The sequence below is a fragment of the Streptomyces sp. cmx-18-6 genome (assembly GCF_046548915.1).
GTDB lineage: Bacteria > Actinomycetota > Actinomycetes > Streptomycetales > Streptomycetaceae > Streptomyces.
Genome location: NZ_JAEBEP010000009.1, coordinates 258,258 through 278,451 on the forward strand (window position 1 = coordinate 258,258; position 20,194 = coordinate 278,451).

At 71.2% G+C, this 20,194-nt stretch carries 15 protein-coding genes and 1 tRNA gene; 7 read left to right on the plus strand and 9 right to left on the minus strand.

Features of this window, described 5'->3' with window-relative positions; genetic code table 11:
• Positions 1–208: 208 nt before the first annotated feature.
• Positions 209–1,735, minus strand: a complete 1,527-nt coding sequence (locus tag ACLJPL_RS22505; protein WP_411082679.1) for an MFS transporter — start codon at positions 1,733–1,735, stop codon at positions 209–211.
• A gap of 61 nt (positions 1,736–1,796) precedes the next feature.
• On the opposite strand from ACLJPL_RS22505, the gene ACLJPL_RS22510 reads away from it, so the two are divergent.
• Positions 1,797–2,843, plus strand: coding sequence for a helix-turn-helix transcriptional regulator (locus ACLJPL_RS22510; protein WP_411082680.1), 1,047 nt, complete (start codon positions 1,797–1,799; stop codon positions 2,841–2,843).
• A 251-nt stretch (positions 2,844–3,094) separates the two neighbouring features.
• Here ACLJPL_RS22510 and ACLJPL_RS22515 read toward each other — a convergent pair whose 3' ends face one another.
• Positions 3,095–4,096, minus strand: coding sequence for an RNA polymerase sigma factor RpoD/SigA (locus ACLJPL_RS22515; RefSeq protein ID WP_411082681.1), 1,002 nt, complete (start codon positions 4,094–4,096; stop codon positions 3,095–3,097).
• A 549-nt stretch (positions 4,097–4,645) separates the two neighbouring features.
• Here ACLJPL_RS22515 and ACLJPL_RS22520 point away from each other — a divergent pair.
• The gene (locus ACLJPL_RS22520) at positions 4,646–5,686 is read left to right on the plus strand and encodes a questin oxidase family protein (RefSeq protein ID WP_411082682.1); all 1,041 of its coding nucleotides are present in this window, start codon (positions 4,646–4,648) and stop codon (positions 5,684–5,686) included.
• Between the two features lie 57 nt (positions 5,687–5,743).
• Here ACLJPL_RS22520 and ACLJPL_RS22525 read toward each other — a convergent pair whose 3' ends face one another.
• A complete protein-coding gene (locus ACLJPL_RS22525; protein WP_411082683.1) occupies positions 5,744–6,526 on the minus strand; it encodes a dioxygenase in 783 nt (260 codons plus the stop codon).
• Between the two features lie 286 nt (positions 6,527–6,812).
• On the opposite strand from ACLJPL_RS22525, the gene ACLJPL_RS22530 reads away from it, so the two are divergent.
• Entirely contained in the window at positions 6,813–7,325 is a 513-nt protein-coding gene (locus ACLJPL_RS22530; protein WP_411082684.1) for a MarR family winged helix-turn-helix transcriptional regulator, read from the plus strand.
• A 48-nt stretch (positions 7,326–7,373) separates the two neighbouring features.
• On the opposite strand, the gene ACLJPL_RS22535 is transcribed toward ACLJPL_RS22530, so the two are convergent.
• Positions 7,374–8,966, minus strand: a complete 1,593-nt coding sequence (locus ACLJPL_RS22535; protein ID WP_411082685.1) for an MFS transporter — start codon at positions 8,964–8,966, stop codon at positions 7,374–7,376.
• Positions 8,967–9,197: 231 nt separating this feature from the next.
• Positions 9,198–9,860, minus strand: a complete 663-nt coding sequence (locus tag ACLJPL_RS22540) for a TetR/AcrR family transcriptional regulator (RefSeq protein WP_411082686.1) — start codon at positions 9,858–9,860, stop codon at positions 9,198–9,200.
• 260 nt (positions 9,861–10,120) lie between these two features.
• Between ACLJPL_RS22540 and ACLJPL_RS22545 the strand changes: the two genes are divergently transcribed.
• On the plus strand, positions 10,121–11,398 hold the full coding sequence (locus tag ACLJPL_RS22545; protein WP_411082687.1) for a M6 family metalloprotease domain-containing protein: 1,278 nt from the start codon (positions 10,121–10,123) through the stop codon (positions 11,396–11,398).
• Here ACLJPL_RS22545 and ACLJPL_RS22550 read toward each other — a convergent pair.
• A complete protein-coding gene (locus ACLJPL_RS22550; RefSeq protein ID WP_411082688.1) occupies positions 11,385–13,301 on the minus strand; it encodes a class I adenylate-forming enzyme family protein in 1,917 nt (638 codons plus the stop codon). The two genes, ACLJPL_RS22545 and ACLJPL_RS22550, sit on opposite strands and share 14 nt — an antisense overlap.
• Before the next feature lie 193 nt (positions 13,302–13,494).
• On the opposite strand from ACLJPL_RS22550, the gene ACLJPL_RS22555 reads away from it, so the two are divergent.
• Positions 13,495–13,845 (plus strand): hypothetical protein, encoded by a 351-nt coding sequence (locus ACLJPL_RS22555; protein ID WP_411082689.1) that lies wholly within the window; start codon positions 13,495–13,497, stop codon positions 13,843–13,845.
• 52 nt (positions 13,846–13,897) lie between these two features.
• On the opposite strand, the gene ACLJPL_RS22560 is transcribed toward ACLJPL_RS22555, so the two are convergent.
• Positions 13,898–15,829: an alkyl/aryl-sulfatase gene (locus ACLJPL_RS22560; RefSeq protein ID WP_411082690.1), complete on the minus strand. Its 1,932-nt coding sequence runs from the start codon at positions 15,827–15,829 to the stop codon at positions 13,898–13,900.
• Between the two features lie 607 nt (positions 15,830–16,436).
• Between ACLJPL_RS22560 and ACLJPL_RS22565 the strand changes: the two genes are divergently transcribed.
• Positions 16,437–16,509: transfer RNA gene (locus ACLJPL_RS22565), tRNA-Arg, on the plus strand.
• A 161-nt stretch (positions 16,510–16,670) separates the two neighbouring features.
• Here ACLJPL_RS22565 and ACLJPL_RS22570 read toward each other — a convergent pair.
• Positions 16,671–16,883: a hypothetical protein gene (locus ACLJPL_RS22570; protein WP_411082691.1), complete on the minus strand. Its 213-nt coding sequence runs from the start codon at positions 16,881–16,883 to the stop codon at positions 16,671–16,673.
• 363 nt (positions 16,884–17,246) lie between these two features.
• Here ACLJPL_RS22570 and ACLJPL_RS22575 point away from each other — a divergent pair, with 363 nt between their 5' ends.
• On the plus strand, positions 17,247–18,128 hold the full coding sequence (locus ACLJPL_RS22575; RefSeq protein ID WP_411082692.1) for a GNAT family N-acetyltransferase: 882 nt from the start codon (positions 17,247–17,249) through the stop codon (positions 18,126–18,128).
• A gap of 286 nt (positions 18,129–18,414) precedes the next feature.
• Here the strand turns inward: ACLJPL_RS22575 and ACLJPL_RS22580 are convergent, their stop codons facing one another.
• Positions 18,415–20,139 (minus strand): alpha/beta fold hydrolase, encoded by a 1,725-nt coding sequence (locus tag ACLJPL_RS22580; RefSeq protein WP_411082693.1) that lies wholly within the window; start codon positions 20,137–20,139, stop codon positions 18,415–18,417.
• Between the last annotated feature and the right edge of the window lie 55 nt (positions 20,140–20,194).

Genomic DNA, 20,194 nt, shown 5'->3' on the forward strand with positions numbered 1-20,194 from the left:
GCCCACCCTCACAGGCAGGGCGGACGGGCAACCGTACGGAGAACGAGGCCGAGAACCAGGGCCGAGGACCAGGACGAGGGTCGAGCACAAGGACAAGCAGGGGCATCCGTACGAGCCGGGAAGCCCCCGCCCGTTCAGCTCATTCAGCCGTCCAGGCCCTCAGCCGTCCACCCCTCCGAGCCCTCCCGCCCTTCAGCCCTCCCGCCCCTCAGCCCTTCAGCGCAGGCTCCTTCGCGATCGGGCTGTCGTCCGCCGCCGCCTCGCCCTCCACATGCACCCGCGGCCGGGCGGGCAGCGCGAACATCACCAGGAAGATCACCACGAGCACCCCGGCCACCCACCACAGCGACTGCTGGAACGCGTCCACGAAGGCCGGGCCGATCTCCTGCGGGGCCAGCCGGTCGCCGATCGCACCGAAGAAGACCACGGACACCAGCCCGAGCCCGAGCGCCGTACCCATCTGCTGCACGGTGTTGATCAGCCCGGACGCCGAGCCCGCGTGCTCCTTGGGCACCTCGGAGAGGATCACGTCGGTCAGCGGGGCCACGATCAGGCCCATCCCGACGCCCATGACGACCAGGGGGATGGCCATCTGCCAGGAGGTGATGGCCATGCCGTAGTGCTCGGCCTCCCAGAGGTAGATGAGCAGCCCGGCGATCATCAGGAGTGCGCCCGCCTGGAGGACCTTGCGGCCGAAGCGGGGCACCAGCTTCTGTACGGAGATCCCGGCGGCCACCGAGACGGCGACGGAGAACGGGATGCCCGTCGCGCCGGCCCGCAGGACTCTCCAGCCGAGGCCCATCTGCATGTACAGGGTCCAGACCAGGAAGAAGATGCCGAGGCCGATACCGAAGGTGAGCTGCACGGCGATGCCCGCGGCGAAGCTCTTGACCCGGAAAAGGGACAGCTCGATCAGCGGCGAACCGTCGATGATCGCCTTCCGCCGCTGGTGCAGGATCAGGAGCCCGAAGACGAACAGGCTGCCCACCATCGAGAGGTGGCCCCAGAGCGGCCAGTCCAGCTCGTGCCCGCGGGTCAGCGGGTAGATGAGCATCAGCATGGCGAGGGTGACCAGGCCGACGCCCACCAGGTCGAGCCGCATGGCCCGGGGGGCCTTGGACTCGGTGATGAACTTCGCGCCGAGGGTCAGGCCCGCGATCCCCACGGGCAGGTTGATCAGGAAGATCGGCCGCCATTCGAGGCCGAAGAGGTTCCACTCGGTGAGCAGTGCGCCCAGCAGCGGGCCGGAGACCGCGCCGAGGCCGACGATCGCGCCGAAGAGGCCGAAGACCTTGCCGCGCTCGTGCGCCGGGAAGGTGGCGTGCACGATCGAGAGCACCTGGGGCACCATCAGGGCCGCCGTCGCGCCCTGGAGGATGCGGGCGGCGACCAGTATCTCCGCGGTGGCCGCGAAGCCGCAGAGGGCCGAGGCCGCGGTGAATCCGGCCATGCCGACGAGGAAGAGCCGCTTGCGCCCGTAGATGTCGCCGAGCCGGCCGCCCGTGATCAGCCCGGCCGCGAACGCGAGTGCGTATCCGGCGGTGATCCACTGGATCGCGGAGACGGAGGCATCCAGGTCCAGCGTGATGCTCGGGATCGCGATGTTGACGATCGTGACGTCGACCAGGTCCATGAAGGCCGCGGTCATCACGATGGCGAGGGCGAACCAGCGGCGGCGGTCGGCGGGGGCAGGCGTTGGCGGTGCCGTGTTCGGCAGCGCTGCGGAAGAAGACATAAGAAGAAGCTACGCGCCCATTAGGCCCGATCATGACCTGATGCGCCGCCATGCTGGGTCCATGACCGATACCCCGGCACGACTGCTGAAGCTGCTGTCGCTCCTCCAGACCCCGCGCGAGTGGCCGGGCGGAGTCCTGGCCGAACGGCTCCGGGTCAGCCCGCGCACGATCCGCCGCGACATCGACCGGCTGCGCGAACTGGGCTACCCGGTCGAAGCCTCGCGCGGCTCGGTGGGCGGCTACCGCCTGGTCGCGGGGGCCGCCATGCCTCCGCTCGTCCTGGACGACGAGGAGGCGGTCGCCATCGTGGTGGGGCTGCGGGCCGGGGCCGGGCATGCGATCGAGGGCATCGACGAGGCATCCGTACGCGCGCTGGCCAAACTGGAACAGGTGCTGCCCTCGCGGTTGCGGCATCGGGTCTCCGCGCTCCAGAACGCCACCGTGCCGCTGACCCGGGGCGACGGCTCCACCATCGATCCGCGGACCCTGACGACGCTGGCCTCGGCGACCAGCGGGCAGGAGCGGCTGAGGTTCACGTACCGCAGCGCTGACGGTACGGAGACGAAACGGCAGGTCGAGCCGTGCCGGCTGGTCAGTGCCGGGCAGCGGTGGTACCTGGTGGCGTACGACGTCCTGCGGGAGGACTGGCGCACGTTCCGGGTGGACCGGGTCACCGAGCCCTTCGCGACGGGAGCCCGGTTCACGCCCCGGCCGTTCCCCGAGGAGGACGGCGGGGCGGACACCGGGGACGGGATCGGGGAGGGCGGCGGGGCGGGGGACACGACGGGGAACGCGGCGCGCTACTTCGCCCGTGCGATGGCGGGCAGGCAGCCGGAGCTCCGTCTCGACGTGCGGTTCGGGGCGCCCGCGGAGTTCGTGGCGGCGCGGCTGCCGCCGACGCTCGGGGCGCCGGAAGCGGACGGGGAGGACGCCTGCCGGCTGCGGTCGTCGTCCACGGACTCGCTGGAGTGGGTGGCGCAGCGGCTGGCGATGGTGGAGTGCGAGTTCACCGTGCAGGGGCCGCCGCAGCTGGTGGCGTACCTGGAGAACCTGGGGGCCAGGCTGACCCGCGCGACGTCACCCGCCGCCGGGTCACGGGAGGCGTGACTGGGGCCCGGACATGGGCGTGGCTGCGGGCCCGACATGACACGGGGACAGGGACGTGACTGCGGGCAGAACATGACACGGGGACAGGGACGTAGCTGCGGGCCCGACATGGATGAGCCCCGGCGCCGGGGGGGGGTGGGCGCCGGGACTCAGTTCCGGGGACCGGTGGGGAAAACCGGTCGGGTGACCGGCATGATCCGGTCGGTGCGCCGGTGCGAACCGGCTTGATGGGGAGATTACGGGTTATTGGCTCACGCCGCAGCGTCAAAGCCCGTGTCGTGAGCCATTCGCTTCAATTCGAGCAGTGCGTGCTTCTCTATCTGGCGGATCCGCTCCCGCGTCAGACCGTGCTGCTTGCCCACTTCGGTCAGGGTCCGCTCCCGCCCGTCCTCGATGCCGTACCGCATCTTGATGATCGAGGCGGTCCGGTTGTCCAGCTTGCCGATCAGGTCCTCGAGCTCTTCACTGCGCAGGAGGGTCATCACCGACTGCTCGGGCGAGACGGCGGAGGTGTCCTCCAGCAGGTCGCCGAACTGGGTGTCGCCGTTGTCGTCCACGGACATGTTGAGGCTGACCGGGTCGCGGGCCCAGTCCAGGACGTTGCCCACGCGCTCGGCGTTGGAGTCGAGCTCGGCGGCGATCTCCGCGTGCCCGGGGTCCCGCCCGTTCTCCCGGTTGAACTCGCGCTGGACCCGGCGGATCCGGCCGAGCTCCTCCACCAGGTGGACGGGGAGCCGGATCGTGCGGGACTGGTCGGCTATGGAGCGGGTGATGGCCTGCCGGATCCACCACGTCGCGTACGTGGAGAACTTGAAGCCCTTCGCGTAGTCGAACTTCTCGACCGCGCGGACCAGGCCCGCGTTGCCCTCCTGGATCAGGTCGAGCAGGGGCAGCCCCGCGCGCGGGTAGCGGCGGGCCACGGCAACGACGAGACGGAGGTTGGAACGGATGAATATGTCCTTGGCGCGCTCGCCGTCGGCGACCAGCGCCTCCAGCTCCTCACGCGACGCGCCGCGGGCGTCGCTCTCCACCTCGCCGTCGAGGATCTGCTGGGCGTAGACGCCCGCCTCGATGGTCTGGGAGAGGTCGACTTCCTTGGCGGCGTCGAGCAGCGGTGTGCGGGCGATCTCGTCCAGGTACATGCCGACCAGGTCGCGATCGGCGATTTCCCCGCCCACGGCGCGAACACTGCTTGCCCGGTCGGTCCCACCGGAGGTGGTGGACGAACGACGGGCGACGGCACGGGTTGCCATGCGTGCTCCCTTGCTGAGTAGGTCGCGACACCTTTTCGGGTGCCCTGCATCCGATGGAAACAACGACTGGAATCCGGACAGAATTCCCATGCGGCACATTCATTTTCGCGGGCATGCAGTACCCTGTCCGGCTCCGGCAGTGGGAAACCTGCCGCGCCTGCCCATGAACATGCAGGTCAGGGCCGCTTCCGGCGTCGCCCGGCAGCCCTGCCGCGCGTCCGTCCGGAGCCGCTGCGGTGAGGCCGCGCTCACATGAGGTCACACCCATGGGCCACGCCTCCCCCGCCTCCGATCGTCCTGCTCGGACCTGTTCCGTCCAGGCCCGCCGGGACCTGTTCCGCCCAGGCCCGCTCGGCCCTGTTCCGTCCACGTCCGCTCCGACCTCGCGTCTACCCCGGGAGACGACCCGTACCGCCTCTGGGTTGCTCGCGGCGTCGAGGGCCTGCGTCTCGGCCAGTAGCCCTAGGTCCCCAGGACGAGATCCGGGCCCCGGCGGTCCGGGACCTCAGCCCGATCCGCCGGTGCGCGCCCGCCTCTAGCGTGAGCCTCATGACAGACACCCCCGATAACCCCATGGACACCTCTGGCACCCTCGACGAAGCCCTGGAACGCATCCACCTGGCAGGCCCGGAGTTCGAAGGGTTGCTCAGCAACCACGCGCCGATGGCGGTGGAGGCCCTGGTGCGGCACGGCCAGGCGCCGGTCGTGCACCGCTGGTTCGACCGCTACAGCACCAGGCTGGAGGACATGCCCGGCTCCACCGCGCCGGTGACCGCGCAGAACTGGCACGAGGCCCTCGGCGACATCCGCCGCGTCGCCGACTGGACGCTGTACTTCGAGCGGGAGACCGCCGACCGGCCCTGGCGCACGGTCCTCGCCGAGTGGTGGCCCCGGCTGCTGCCCGGCATCGCGGCGGGCGCCACCCATGCGGTGATCCGGGTCGGCCACTCCGTACGCACGCTGCTGGACGGCGAGGAGACCGCCCCGCGCGTACGGGAGCTGGCCCACGCCCTCGGCTACTGGGCCGCCCGGAGCCAGCCCCTGCCCGAGCTGGAGCGCCTCGCCCCGGCCCCGGACGCGGCGGCGGCGCTGGACCGGGTGCCCCTGGTCGCCGAGCAGGCCGGCGGCATCCGGAACCGGTTCGCGCAGCTCACGGGGTTCCCCGACTGGCCCGGGCAGGTCCCTGATGGACCGGCGGCGGCCCGCGCCGCGCTCCAGGAGCTCGTACGGGCTTCGACCCACCGGTACGCGACCCATGGGTACGGCCATCCGGTCATGCTGGTCCACGCGGCGACCGCGCCCAACGCGGTCCTGCGCACCCTGCCCGCCCTGCCCGACGCGCTGTGGGCGCCGAGCCTGCACGCGGCCTGGGCGGCGAGCGCCGCGGTCACCGCCGCCTACGCGCCCCGCGAGGCGGCCCCGGTCGCGGAACATCAGGCTCCGCAGGACGCGCGGGAGCTGTTCGCGCGGGCCGCGGCGCACGGCGACGACCACACGATCAAGTTCACCGACACCGCGCTGGACGTCGGTGACGCGACCGCGCTCGCCGCCGCCGGACTCGCGATCGAACTGAACCCGCCGGCCCGGTGAGAGGACGGAGTGTCCGCGAGGCGCTCGCGGGAACACCCTCAGAGCCTCCCCGCACCCTCAGCCGAACTGCACCGAGCGCTTGGCCAGCCCCATCCAGAAGCCGTCGATGACGCTCCTGCCCCGGTCGAGCTCCTCCTCGGCGGCCCCCAGGGTCACGAACAGCGGGGCGAAGTGCTCGGTACGCGGGTGGGCCAGCCCGCCCGCGGGGGACGCGTGCTCGAAGTCGAGCAGGGCGTCGACGTCCTGGGCGCGCAGCGCACGGTCGCCCCAGTCGTCGAACTCCGCCGACCAGCCGGGCACCCCGCCGCCCTGGTGCCGCAGAGCGGCCAGGTTGTGGGTGAAGAAGCCGCTGCCGACGATGAGCACGCCCTCGTCGCGCAGCGGGGCGAGCTTGCGTCCGATGGCCATGAGCTTCTGCGGGTCGAGCGTCGGCATGGAGATCTGGAGTACGGGGATGTCGGCGTCCGGGAACATCTCCACCAGCGGCACATAGGCCCCGTGGTCGAGCCCCCGGTCCGGGATGTCCTGGACCGGCGTACCGGCGCCGCGCAGCAGCTTGCGGACGCTGTCGGCGAGCCGCGGGGCGCCCGGGGCGTCGTACCGCACCCGGTAGTAGTGCTCGGGGAAGCCCCAGAAGTCGTACACGAGCGGGACCGGCTCGATGGCGCCGAGCGCGAGCGGGGCCTCCTCCCAGTGGGCGGAGACCATCAGGATCGCGCGGGGGCGGGGCAGAGCGGCGGACCAGGCGGCGAGCTGGCCGGGCCAGACGGGGTCGTCGGCGAGCGGCGGGGCGCCGTGCGAGAGGTAGAGGGCGGGCATGCGCTCCGCGGTGACTGTCATGGCACTCCCCATCCGCTGGATATCGATCATGGAACGTCGGTCGCCGTCGATCGTGGAAGCCGATCATGGAACATGTATCGAGGAACGTGGATCACGGACCAGGGACCATGGACCGCAGATCACACGTTCGCCCGAGCAGGAGTTCCCCGAGGTCGTGCGGGGGAACGTTTCACAGAGGTCCTGCGAAATCCCGCCGACGATGATCCTTGAAGGTTCAAGTTCCTACTTCGGGAGACCTTAGCCCTATCTAGTTAAACTTTCAAGAAAAGGTCGTACAGTGGAATCCATGACCACGGCATCCACGGCATCCACCAGCGCGACGCGCTGGCTCACCGACGAGGAGCAGCGCGTCTGGCGCGCCTATCTGCATGCCACGACGCTGCTGGAGGACCACCTCGACCGCCAGTTGCAGCGCGATGCGGGCATGCCGCACATCTATTACGGGCTGCTCGTCCAGCTCGCCCAGGCGCCCCGGCGGCGGATGCGGATGACGGAGCTCGCCAGGAACGTGAAGATCACCCGTTCCCGGCTCTCGCACGCGATCGCCCGGCTGGAGAAGAACGGCTGGGTCCGGCGCGAGGACTGCCCCTCCGACAAGCGCGGCCAGAACGCGGTCCTCACCGAGGACGGGTACGCGATGCTCGGCCGCTCGGCCCCGGGCCATGTCGACGCCGTACGGCAGGCGATGTTCGACCGCCTCACGCCCGAGCAGGTGCGCAGCCTCGGGGAGATCATGCGGGTGGTCGCCACCGGCCTCGAACCGGAGGGCACGGACGCGGATCTGCCCTGGCTCCGCTGAGCGGCGGAACCAGGGCAGAGGGGTGGAGCGGGCGCGTCGGCGGCAGCGTCAGTGGGCGACGACCGGGACCCGGAACTCCTCCTCGGCGTCCGCTCCGGAGGCGCTGCCCGCGCCGCCCGCGCCCGTTCCGGGGCGGCCGGTGTTGATCAGCGCCACGGCGATCACGGAGGCGGCGACCAGGATGCCGACCGCCCACCAGATCGCGCTGGCGAAGCCGCTGACCATGGCCTGGAGCTCCAGGAGCTTCGGGTCCGTGGCGCGGGCCGCGTTGTCGGCGATGTACGCGGTGGTCGCGCCCGCCGCGATGGTGTTCAGCAGAGCGGTGCCGATCGCGCCGCCGACCTGCTGCGAGGTGTTGACCATCGCGGAGGCGACTCCGGCGTCACGCGGCTCGATGCCGTGCGTGGCCAGGGACATGGCCGGCATGAACGCCGTACCCATCCCGAGGCCGAGCAGCAGCATGCCGGGCAGGATGACGGCCGCGTAACTGGTGTTCAGGTCCAGCTGGGTCAGGAGCAGCATGCCGAAGGCGGCGACCAGGAAGCCGGGACCCATCAGGAGCCGCGGCGGGACCCGGGTCATCAGGCGGGTGCCGATCTGGGTGGAGCCGGTGATCATGCCCGCGATCATCGGGAGGAAGGCGAAGCCGGTCTTGACCGGGGAGTAGCCCTTCACGATCTGCAGGTAGTAGGTCAGGAAGAGGAACAGCCCGAACATCGCGATGATGGCGAGTCCCAGCGAGAGGTAGACCCCGCCGCGGTTGCGCTCGGTCACCACGCGCAGCGGCAGCAGCGGCGACTTCACCCGCGACTCGGTCACGACGAAGGCCAGCAGCAGTACGGCGGCGGCGATGAACATGGCGATGGTCAGCCCGTCCGACCAGCCGGCCGACTCGGCGCGGGTGAAGCCGTAGACCAGGGCGACCAGGCCGAGCGTGGAGAGCACGACGCCGGGGATGTCGAGCGGCGAACGGTTGCGGGTGCCGGACGGCTCACGGATGACGAAGTACGCGCCCGCGGCGGCGACCACGGCGAACGGGATGTTGACGAAGAACGTCCAGCGCCAGTTCAGGTACTCGGTGAGGAAGCCGCCGAGGATCAGCCCGACCGCGCCACCGCCACCGGCGATGGCCCCGTAGATGCCGAACGCCTTGGCGCGCTCCTTGGCGTCGGTGAACATCACGGCGAGCAGCGAGAGGGCCGCCGGGGCGAGCAGAGCGCCGAAGACGCCTTGCAGGGCCCGGGAGCCGAACATCATCGCCTCGTTCTGGGCGGCCCCGCCGAGCGCGGAGGCCAGCGCGAAGCCGATCAGCCCGACGACGAAGGTGCGCTTACGTCCCCAGAGGTCGGCGATCCGGCCGCCGAAGAGGAGCAGACCGCCGAAGGCGAGGGCGTAGGCGGTGATGACCCACTGCTTGTTGCCCTCGGAGATGCCGAGGTCGGCCTGGGCGGAGGGCAGCGCGATGTTCACGATGGTCGCGTCGAGGACGACCATCAGCTGGGCGAGCGCGATGAAGGCCAGCGCTTTCCAGCGACTGGGATCGGGCAGCGAACGACCGGGGTCGTGGCCGTGGACGGAGTCGGGGCCGGATCGGGAGCCCGAGCCGGAGCCGGAGAGCGGAGTGTCAGCCGTTTTTGGCATGGAGGTAGCCACCTAGGAACGTGCGAGGTTGAAAAGGACGTCGCGAGGAGAGCCGTTGGCGGTACGCGCCGACGACTTACGTGTGACGGGGGCGATGCGTGTGGTGCGTGCGATGAGCGTGGTGCGTAAGAGGTGTGTACGTGGGAGAGAGCGCGAGCGCGTCGTTAAGGGTCTATGGGGAAGGGTTCATGAGGCCGGTGAAGTTCGTGGGGCCGGTGGCGGGTGCGGGCGTCAGCCGCGGCGCCGCAGGTCCTCCATGGTCGCCGCCGATCCGGGCAGTTCGGAGCGGGCCGGGGCTTCCAGGCCGTCCAGGAACAGTTGCAGATGGCGGTGGGTGAACCGGTCGATGTCCTGGCAGACGATGCCGGGCAGCGGCCGGGTGAGCTGGGAGAGGACGACGAGCACGTCACCGACGCCGATGTCGGTGCGCAGCCGCCCCGCGGACATGGCCCGCTGCACGAGCCCGCCCACGGCCTCTTCGAGGCGTTGGCGCGCGGCGAGCAGGTCGGGGTGGTTCTTGTCGAAGACGCCGGAGAGCATCGGGCACAGGGCGCCGATCCGTTCGTCGGCGGCCGCGTGCACGAAGCGGCTGAGCGCGGCGAACGGGTCGGACTCCGCGGCGACGGCCTCGTCGGCCCGGCGCGTGGTGCGGGAGGTGACCGCGAGGACGACTTCGTGGGTCAGTGCGGCGCGGTCGGGGAAATTCCGGTAGAGGGTGGCGTTGCCGACGCCCGCCCGCCGTGCGACGTCGTCGAGCGGGACGTCCGCCCCGAGCTCGACGAACAGCTCGCGGGCGGCCGCCACGATCCGCTCGCGGTTGCGCAGCGCGTCGGCCCGCGGGCGGGACGTACGGCGCTGTGCTGCCGGTGCGGTGGTGTCGGCGGCGGTCTCCACGACGATGGCCTTCCCTCTGCGTAGCTGGACGGTCCCGACCGGTAACCGGGGGCCGTTTCCCCGTTTAGCGGGGACACGTATGCAAACGGGGAGAGGATCCCCGCTTATTTCACACTTCCCTGTGAGCTGAGTCACACCGTTCGGCGCGGAAAACCCTCCGATCGGCGCACCCAACGAGCGCCCCAGGACCGCCCGGCACAGGCTGATCGCCAGAGCGCAGCCAGGGTCGGCCGGCTGCCGCGGACCCCGAAGGCGCCTCTATGCAGCAGCCCCGCCAGCGGATACGCAGACACCGCCGCCCCATCGCCCTCGCCGGAGCGACCGCCCTGGCCATAGCCGCGATGGCGTCGGCGAGCAGCAGCCTCCCCGGCTCCGGCCGGGCCACGGCGGGGCCGGCGGCGACCGCGCCGGACGCGTTGCTCGCCCCCTGCCGGATCGCGGCGGCCATGGGCGTACAGATGTCGGAGGGCTTGCCGACGCCGCCCGGTTACGCCCGTTCCGTGGGCGAGGTCAGGGCGCTCACCCTGATGATCGACTTCCCGGACGCGGAGGGCACGGAACCGGCGACGGACCGGTTCGCGGAGTTCTTCCCGCAGACCTCCGACTGGTTCACGACGAGCTCCTACGGCCGGCTCGACTACCGCCCCGAGGCCCCCGTCAAGGAGTGGCTGCGGATGCCGCTGCCGTTCGCGGAGTACGGGATAGAGCGCGGCTCACCGTTCGAGCCGGGCTACCGGCAGCTGGTGAAGGACCTGGTGGCGGCCGCCGACCCGAAGGTCGACTTCTCGGAGTACGACCTGGTCAACGTCCTGGTCACCCCGAACGCCGGCCCCTCCGCCCTGGACACCGTGCTCTCGGTGACCTTCTCCGGCAACGACGACGCCCCGCACGCGGACGGCGTCCCGCTCTCCAACACGTCCTTCGTCTACAGCCGCCAGGACGACGGCTCGGGGTCGTACCCGCAGACGGGCTACCGCGTGCTGCCGCACGAGAACGGCCATGTCTTCGGCCTGCCCGACCTCTACACGATGGAGGGCGGCGGCTCGGTGGGGCACTGGGACATCATGTCCGAGGACTGGGGGGCCAACAACGACTTCCTGGGCTGGCACAAGTGGAAGCTCGGCTGGCTCGACAACGACCAGATCAGCTGCGCCTCCGAGACCGGCGTCAGCGAGCACACGCTCACACCGCTGGCCGGCCACGGCGGCGCCAAGCTCGCCTTCGTCCCGCTGAGCGCCCAGTCCGGCTACGCGGTGGAGGTCCGTACGGCGGCGGGCAACGACGAGGCGGTCTGCCGGCCCGGAGTGCTCATCTACAAGGTCAGCTCCGACGTGGACACCGGCCAGGGCCCGGTCTCCGTCGCCGACGCCACCGAGGACAGCGGCGGCTGCACCCGGCGGCCCAACGTGCACGCCGAACTGTCGGACGCGCCGTTCCGGGTCGGCCAGACGTTCACCGACCGGGCCAACGGCGTACGGATATCGGTGCTGGAGGAGGACGAGGAGGGGAACTACCGGGTCCGGATCACCCGGCCGTGAGGGGGCCTGACGGGGGGCGATCCGCCTCGGGTCGGGGGCGGGCGGGGGCTTCGGCGACTCGGGCCAGTACGGCGGCCCGGAGCTCGCGCTTGAGGATCTTGCCGGTGGCGTTGCGCGGGAGCGGTTCCTCGGTGAACAGCACCCTGGCCGGCACCTTGAACCCGGCCAGGGACCGGCCGACGTGCTCGCGCAGGGCGTCGGCGGTGACCTGGGGGTCGTCGCCGGGGCCGGAGCCGGTGGCAGTGGCGGTGACCTGGGGGTCGTCGCCGGAGCCGGTGGCAGTCGCAGGGGCAGGGGCAGGGGCCGAGCCGACGCCGGTGGCGGTACGCAGCCGGACGACGGCCGCGACCTCCTCCCCCAGCACCGGGTGCGGGATGCCGAGGACGGCGGCGTCGCTCACGTCGGGGTGGTCGTGCAGGACGCCCTCCACCTCGACGCAGTAGACGTTCTCGCCGCCCCGGATCACCATGTCCGTGATGCGGTCGACGATCTCGACCCGCCCCGCACGCTCCACGGCGAGGTCCCCCGTACGGAACCAGCCGTCCCGGAACGCCTCGGCGGTCGCGGCCTCATCGCGCCAGTAGCCACGGATCAACGACTGCCCGCGCAACCACAGTTCCCCCACTTCACCCTCCGGCAGCTCCTCCCCCGCCGCTCCGGTGATCCGGGTCTCGGTCACGGGGGTCGGGCGGCCCACGGCCCCGGGGTGGGCGCGGTAGTCGGCGCCGAAGTTCGCGAGAACACCGCCGCTGGTCTCGGTCAGGCCGTAGCCGTTGCGGGGCTCGACGCGTTCGCCGTAACGGGAGGTGAGGCGGGCGACGAGGTGGGGCGGGGCGGCCGCGCCACCGGTGCTGAACAGGGTGAGGCTCGCCAGCTCGTCCCCCGTACGCTCGGCGGCGTCCAGCAGTTGGAGGGCGGTCGTCGGCACGCCCGCGAAGTGCGTGACGCCGTGGACGCGGATGAGCCGGAGGGCCTCGTCCGCGTCCCACTTGTCCATCAGGACGAGGGCGCCGCCCGCCGCCATCACTCCGTAGAAGCTGGTGAACGCGGCGACATGGAAGAACGGGAACGTCATCAGCGAGACCGGCGCGGGGCCCATCCCCGGGACGACGCCCCTCCCCAGCGCCGAAGCGGCCGCCTGGTAGCGGGGGTTGAGCGCGGCCCCGGCCTGGGCGAGATGGGTGGCCACCGCGCCCTTGGGCCGGCCGGTGGTGCCGGAGGTGTAGAGGATCGTGGCGTCGTCCTCGGGCCGGGGCTCGACATCGGGCGGCGCGGCCAGCGGGTCGGGCGCGGGGAAGTCCTCGTACCGCTCGATGCGCACGCCGTACGGGAGTTGATCCGCCGAGCCCGCCTCGCTTTCAGCGCTCGTCCCACTGGCTCCGCTCCCGCCGCTCGCCGTGCCGAACAGGACGACGTGCGCACCGGACTCCCGGGCCCACTCCGCGACCCGCTCCAGCCGCTCCCCGTCCACGAGCAGCACGCCGGGCCCGCTGTCGTCGAGGGCGTGACGGAACTCGTCCTCGGTCCACCACGAGTTGAGGGGTACGGCGATGAGTCCGGCCAACTGGGCGGCCCAGAAGGCGATCTGCCACTCGGGACGGTTCCGCATCGCGACCACGGCCCGGTCGCCGGGGCGCAGCCCGTACCGCTCGCTCAGCCGGACGGCCAGGGCGGACGCGGCGGCGAAGAACTCCCCGTACGAGTAACGGCTTTCGCCGGCCACCAGGAAGGGCGTGTCGCCGTAAGCCCAGGTGGTCTCGGCGAACTCCCTGAGTGTGCGCGGCCCGTCGACGTACTCCAGCGCCCCCTGCTCTCCTCGAACCACGGCGAAGGGGGCCCTGGGAGCGGTGGTGAGGAGGGCGTGGACGCGGTCGGTGCGCTCGGGCGGCTCGGTGTGGGGCACGGGGGGCCTTTCTCGCGCTGGCTCGGTACGCGTGACGTTATGCGGCCGGGGCCGGACGGCCAAAGTCACCCGGGCCGGGGGCTTCCGGTACGGCGGTGCGGCAGTACGGCGGCACAGCAGTACGGCTCACGGTTTCGACGGAAGAATCATCTACCGTGGGGAAGCCGATATGACACGAGGGTTGGGACGAGCCATGGACGAAAGGCGTTGCGAGCGCTGCGACTTCCTCATCGGGATGGGCTGCGCGTGCCCGCCCGATGGATCCGTGCCCAGAGCGCGGCCGGCGGCCTCGCCGCAGCAGGAGTGGGAACGCTTCCGCGCGGACACGATCCTCATCTCATCGACGCAGTACGCGCACCTTCCCGGAGCCTGCACCCATGTGGTCGAGGAGCTGGTGACCGCGCCGCGCTGGGGATGGATCCCCGCACCGCCGACCGGGCTCTGGGACCGGCTGAGCAGCAGCTACCCGGCGACCGCGACCGAGGGGAACACCGCACGGCAGGCGGTCAGGCGGTGCGAGGAGTGCCAGACGACGCTGTCGTGACGGGAGCCGCCTGGGGATCGGCGACACCGAACGCCTGAGGGTCTGTTGTCCCTCAGGGGGTGACGATCGGGAAGCCGGGATCGGGCTTCGTCCGGTAGGCGAGGAGTCGAGTGAGCAGGGCGGTCTCACCTTCGGCGCCGATGCCGGTTTCGGTTCCTGTGCCGGTGTCGGCTTCTGTGCCGGTGCCATTGCCGGTTCCTCTGCCGGCCCCTGTTCCGGTTTCTGTGCCGTTGCCGAGGTCCTCGATGCTCTTGCCGGCCAGCAGCCCGAGGAGTTGGGCCTTGGTGAGGCTGAGGGTGAGCCCGGCGGGCGTGCGGGGCGGGCCGGTGACCTCGCGGTGGGTGAGGGCGCCGTTGTGGAGGGTGAGCCGGTGCCGGGGTCCTGCTTGCGCGGGGCCGTCGGTGAGGATCAGGTCGATGACCATCTCGTCGTCCCAGGCGCGCGGCCCGTCGATCGCGATGGCGATCGAGTCGATGAGCATCGGGACGGTGAGGGCCATCATCATCTCGGGGTTGGACACGTCGACCATCTCCCCCGTGACGCCCTCACGCAGTTCCTGGGCGCCCCGCAGGTAGAAGTTGCGCCAGGTGGCGTTCTCGGCGCCGTGACCGAGTCGCTCGTACACCCCCGCCAGCGTGTCCTTGGCCTCCCGGTTCGCCGGATCGGCGAAGACCAGGTGGTCGAGGAGGGTGGCGGCGAAGCGCAGGTCGCCGTCTTCAGCGTAGGCGCGGGCCTTGGCGAGCGCGGCTGCGGGGCCGCCGGCGACCTCCACGTAGCGTCGGCCCTGTTCCTCGGGCGGGAGTGCCCAGAGGTGGGCGGGGTTGCCGTCGTACCAGCCCAGGTAACGCTGGTAGACGGCCTTGGAGTTGTGGCTGAGCGAGCCGTAGTAGCCGCGGGCGTGCCACGCCTTCCGCAGGGCGGGCGGGAGCTCGATCCGCTCGGCGATCTCGACGCCCGTGTACCCCTCGTTGAGCAGGCGGAGGGTCTGGTCGTGCAGGTACGCGTACAGGTCGCGCTGCTCGCTCAGGAAGCCAACCACGTTGTCGTGGCCCCAGGTGGGCCAGTGGTGGGAGGCGAAGCCGACGTCGTACCGCCCGTGGAAGAACTCGATGGCCTCGTCGAGGTACCGGGCCCAGATCCGGCTGTCGCGGACGACGGCTCCGCGCAGGGTGAGCACGTTGTGCATGTTGTGGGTGGCGTTCTCGGCCAGGCACAGGGCGCGGTGGTCCGGGAAGAGGAAGTTCATCTCGGCCGGGGCCTCGGTGCCCGGGGTGAGCTGGAAGACGATCCGCACCCCGTCGACCGTCTCCTCCTGGCCCGTCCGGGTGATGTCCACGGTCGGTGGGATGAGGCTGATGGTCCCGGTGGAGGTGTCGGCGCCCAGGCCCACGCCGATCTGGCCGTCCGGGGCCTTGGGGAGGCCGACGCCGTACATGTAGCCGGCCCGGCGGGACATGGCGGTGCCCGCGTACACGTTCTCGCTGACGGCGTGCTCCAGGAAGCCGGCGGGGGCGAGGATGGGGACTCCCGCCTCGGCGCCGTGCGCCAGGACGCCGCGGACGCCGCCGAAGTGGTCGCCGTGGGAGTGCGTGTAGATCACCGCGGTGACGGGCCGGTCGCCGCGGTGCTTCTTGTAGAGCGCGAAGGCGGCGGCCGCGGTCTCGACGGAGATCAGCGGGTCGATGACGATCACCCCGCGCTCGCCCTCGACGAGCGTCATGTTGGAGAGGTCCAGGCCGCGCACCTGGTAGATGCCCTCGGTGACCTCGTACAGCCCTTGCCGCGTGCAGAGCCGGGCCTGCCGCCACAGGCTGGGGTGCGCGGTGTCCGGGCAGTCCGCTTCGAGGAAGCCGTAGGCGTCGTTGTCCCAGACCACGCGTCCGTCGTCGCTCTTCACCACACCGGGGACGAGGGCGCCGATGAAGCCCCGGTCGGCGTTGTCGAAGTCGGTCGTGTCCTCGAAGGAGGGCAAGGTCTCGGCCATGTGCCTGATGCTCCGTTCCACCCGCTCGTTCGGACCTGTCGACCCATCTGACCATCAGTCGCGAACTGCCGCATATCGGACTTCCGGCTGTACGGCCAGGCCGTCACGCACGCGCGGCCGCCCTCTGCCGCCTCCGGACCGCCTCCGGACCGCGCGAGGAGCGACGACGGTTCGACGGCCTGCCACCGGCACGCCCACACGTCGGCCGGCACGGTTGTTCCGACGTTCAGGCGTTCCGACGTTCAGGCGTTTCGGCGTTTCGGCGTTCCAGCGTTCCGACGTTCGGGCGTTCCGGCGTGACGCCGACACGGGGCGAAAGATCACCCGAAGGCGCAAAACGATCCTGCCGCACAGCCCGAGTCAGGCCCCTCTCCCCGTCAATGGCGGAAAACATGCTGGTCAGGGCGACCGTACGAGTCGGAAGCGGAAACGTGGCACACCTTGCGGATCGCCATCCGCTACCCTGTTCACTGGTCGGCCGTTGGCGTAGCTCCTGTCGGGCAACATCGCTGCTCAGCAGGGTCCACACGATGTCTGACCAGCGGGCTTGGCTTCCTCGTCGAAGATCCACTCACGGGATTTTCTCCAAGGTTCCCTCCAAGCCCCGGCCTTCGTAGCTCAGGGGATAGAGCACCGCTCTCCTAAAGCGGGTGTCGCAGGTTCGAATCCTGCCGGGGGCACAGCAAAGCAGCAGGTCAGGAGTCCTTCTGCCCATGAGGGCAGGAGGGCTCCCGGCGTGCGGCACGCATGCGGGACGCGGATCACTGGACCCGTCCGGGTCTCCGGCTCCGGACTCCCCCGGGCCTGTCCCGGCCGAAGCCCCTCAGAGGCCCACCCTCTTTCAAATGTGCTGGTGCCCGCCGTCGTCCATCTCCGCCATCGACTGAACTTCGTCAGCGAGAGCCGTCAAGCCCCGCCGGTCGCCCTCGATGAGTAGAGCGCCGCGCTCCGAATCAACTCGGATACGGACACCCGGGTCGCTGGTGCTCAGCACCTCGACGGAAGCCAGTTCAGTGCCCCCGAAGCTCGGTTCAGCCGAGGTGGTGGTTTCCATGCCCCCCCCTTTCCCGCGGCAAGGGCGAGGGCCAGGGCCAGGGTGACCAGTTCCGCCGCGCCACCCGAGACGTCCACCCCATCCTCATCGGGAAGGAACAGAAGCCTCATCCGCATAACCCCTTCAGTTCCACAACGCCCAGACTCGACGGTCAAAGCCGTTGCCCCTGGTCAATCAGGCTTTCCCCGGCTCAGGACCAGCCGTCATGGACGTTACCCAGCGCTGGACGAAACCCATAGGGTCGCCCCGGAGCGCTGCTGACGTCAGTCAGCATCTCACCTCCTCAGCCGCAGCCCCGCAGCCCCGCAGCCCCGCCCGCCGAAAACCAGGGGCGGGGCTCACCCACGCGCGGGAACATGAGGCATGCGCCCGGATGACTGGTACCTCACGGATGACGTCCATGGCTTTCTGGCCCGTGCGGAAGGCTTCCTGCACGCGCGTCCCGCCCTGCACACCATCCCCCTGACGGTGACCGAGGCGCTGCGTACGCGCGGAGCGCACGCGTACGGTGCCGGGGTTCCCGTCTTCGGTGTGCTGGAGAGGGCGGGCGAGGTCCGGGCGGCCTTCTTTCAGACTCCGCCCCGCCGGCTGAACCTCACCCCGCTCAACCCGGCGGAGGCCGACGCCCTCGCCGTCCGGCTGGCCGGGCTCGGCCATGCCCTCCCCGGTGTCGGCGCCGACCGCGACACCGCTGCCGCCTTCGCCGAGTCCTGGCGGCGGCACACCGGCGTGACGACCACCCTCCACGAGCGCCAGCGGCTGTATCGCCTCGGCGCGCTGACCCCGCCGGAGCCACGCCCGGAGGGTCGGAGCCGTATCGCGGGCGAGCAGGACCGCGACCAACTCCTGGGCTGGTACGCCGGGTTCGTGGCGGACATCGGAGGATCCGCCCCCGAGGACGCCGGCTCCTGGGTCGACACGCGCATCGCCCATGGCCGGGTCACGCTCTGGGAGGACCCGGACGGCGTCCCCGTCTCCATGGCGGGCCTGACCCCGATGGTCGCCGGGCAGATCAGGGTGGCCCCCGTCTACACCCCGGCCCACCTGCGCGGCCGCGGCTACGCGGGAGCCGCCACCGCCGAGGTCAGCCGGGCGGCGCTGGCGGCGGGGGCATCGGACGTACTGCTGTTCACCGACCTGGCCAACCCCACCAGCAACGGCCTGTACCAGCGGATCGGCTACCGGCCGGTGGCGGACTTCGCGGTGTACGACTTCCGGGCTGGGCCTATGACTTCCCGGCGCTGATCAGTGAGAGAGAGGACGCGTACCGCCCCTCTTCCCGGTCGCCGCACCGCCCCGCGTCCTCCTATTGCCGGCGGCAACGCGTCGACGGAGACGAGTAGCCCGGGACCACGGGGGGGGCGAAGGAGGACCTGGACATGCGCGCCGCACACGACCCGGGCGTGACGCGCAGCTTCGGCCTGCGGTGGAAGAGCTTGGAGGTCACTACCGGCGCGCAGCGCGAGCACCGGTACGACGCGCTTCTGGCACGGGCCGCCGAGAAGGGGATGAGTCCTGAGCCGCTGCGGGACTATCTGAACGCCTTCCGGACGGCGTCGACGCCCTGCCGCTGCCGTTCGGGGGTGCCGACGTCCCAGGTGCTGACCTTGGCGATCCCGGCGTCGGCACGGGCAGGGGCGAGCCCGCCCTGCTTGACGCAGGTCGCGTCCTTCCTCGGCAGGACCCCCGTGGCCAGGTACCTGTTGACCTCGGTGTCCACGCAGTCGTTGCCGTACTCCCCGTACAGCGCATGGCGGTTGGCGCCCTTGAGGGTGAGCAGCCGAGAGTTGGGGAGCTGGTCGCGCAGGGCGACGCTGCCCCGGTAGGTGGTGCGCGGGTCGCCCGTCGCGGCGACGATCAGGGCCCGGGCGTCGTGACGCACGCGGGTGGGGTTCTCGCGCGGGGGGTTCCAGAACGCGCACGGGCCGATGTTCTCGGTGAGCGGGCCGAACAGGGGGTGCGCGGCCCGGGTGCGTTCGATGCCCCGCCAGTAGACCTCCGGGTCGCGCGGGGCCGGTACGTCACCGCAGATGATCGCCGTCTGGACGCTGCCGAAGGCCGAGTCCGCGCCGCTCGTCGCGAAGCGGAGCACCTCCGTGAACTCCGGTGACACTGCTGCCTGTTGGCCCTTCGCCGCCTTCGCCAGTACGGAGACCTGCTCGGCCAGAGCCGCCCGGGACGCGTCGGTGTCGTCGGCCAGGCCCATGAAGAGGAGCGTCGGGATCTGGGTGTCGTCGAGCCTGAACACCTCCGGTGCGGCCCCGACCGTGAGGGGGCCGCGCGCCGCCTTCGCCATCACCCGGTCGATGGTGGCGAGCACGGCGGTACGGGTGCGGCCCAGGCCGTACGCCGTGTGGCGGTCCGCCGCCCAGGACGCCCAGGCAAAGAGCGCGCGCTCGTTCTCCCGTGCCGTGTCCTTCAGCAGCCGGGGGCCGTACGCACGCGGGTCGATCCCTCCGTCCAGGACCATCCGGTCGTAGCGTCCGGGGAACATCTGGGTGTAGACGGTGCCCAGATACGTACCGTACGAGTAGCCCAGGTAGGAGATCCTCCGCTCGCCCAGCGCGCCCCGGATCACGTCCATGTCCCGGGCGGTGTTACGTGTGGTGACGTGCGGCAGCACCGAGGCGTCGGCGGCGCGGCACTTGTCGGCCAGGCTCTTGCTCAGGGCCGCCTGGCGGTCGAAGCCCGCCCGGCCCGCGCCGGCCGAGAACCAGGTGAAGCTGACGGGCCAGTGGCAGTCCAGCGGGGTGCTGCGGCCGGTGAAGCGGGGGTCGAAGCCGATGATGTCGTAGCGGGGGCCGGCCTTCTTCATCGCCTTGCGTATGACGGGCGGGGAGTCCACGGCCGGGCCGCCGGGGCCGCCGTTGTTCAGGAGGATCGCGCCGATGCGGTGGCGGGTGTCGGTGGCCTTGAGCCGGGATATCGCCACCGTGATCGTGCGGCCCCGGGGAGCGGTGTAGTCCAGCGGGACCGTGACGTTCGCGCACCGCACGCCCGCCTCGTCAAGGTCCCGGCCCTCCGTGTCGTCCGGGGACCGCACGCATGTGCCCCAGGCCGGGCGTTGGCCGTAGTAGCGGTCGAGTCCCGCGTCCGTCCGGGGCCCTGCCGCCGCCGCGGTCGTGGTGCCGGCCACCGCCCCGGGCGCCGCCAGGGCCGGTGACGCGGTGAGGCCCACGGCGGTTACGAGTACGAGACCTGCGGCTGCGGCGCTGCGGGCGGCCGGGCTGTGGGTGATCTTCTGTACGTATCTCACGCCAACAGACGCTAGAAGCCCGGGCGTTCGCACTCACTACGGCTGGCACCCCATT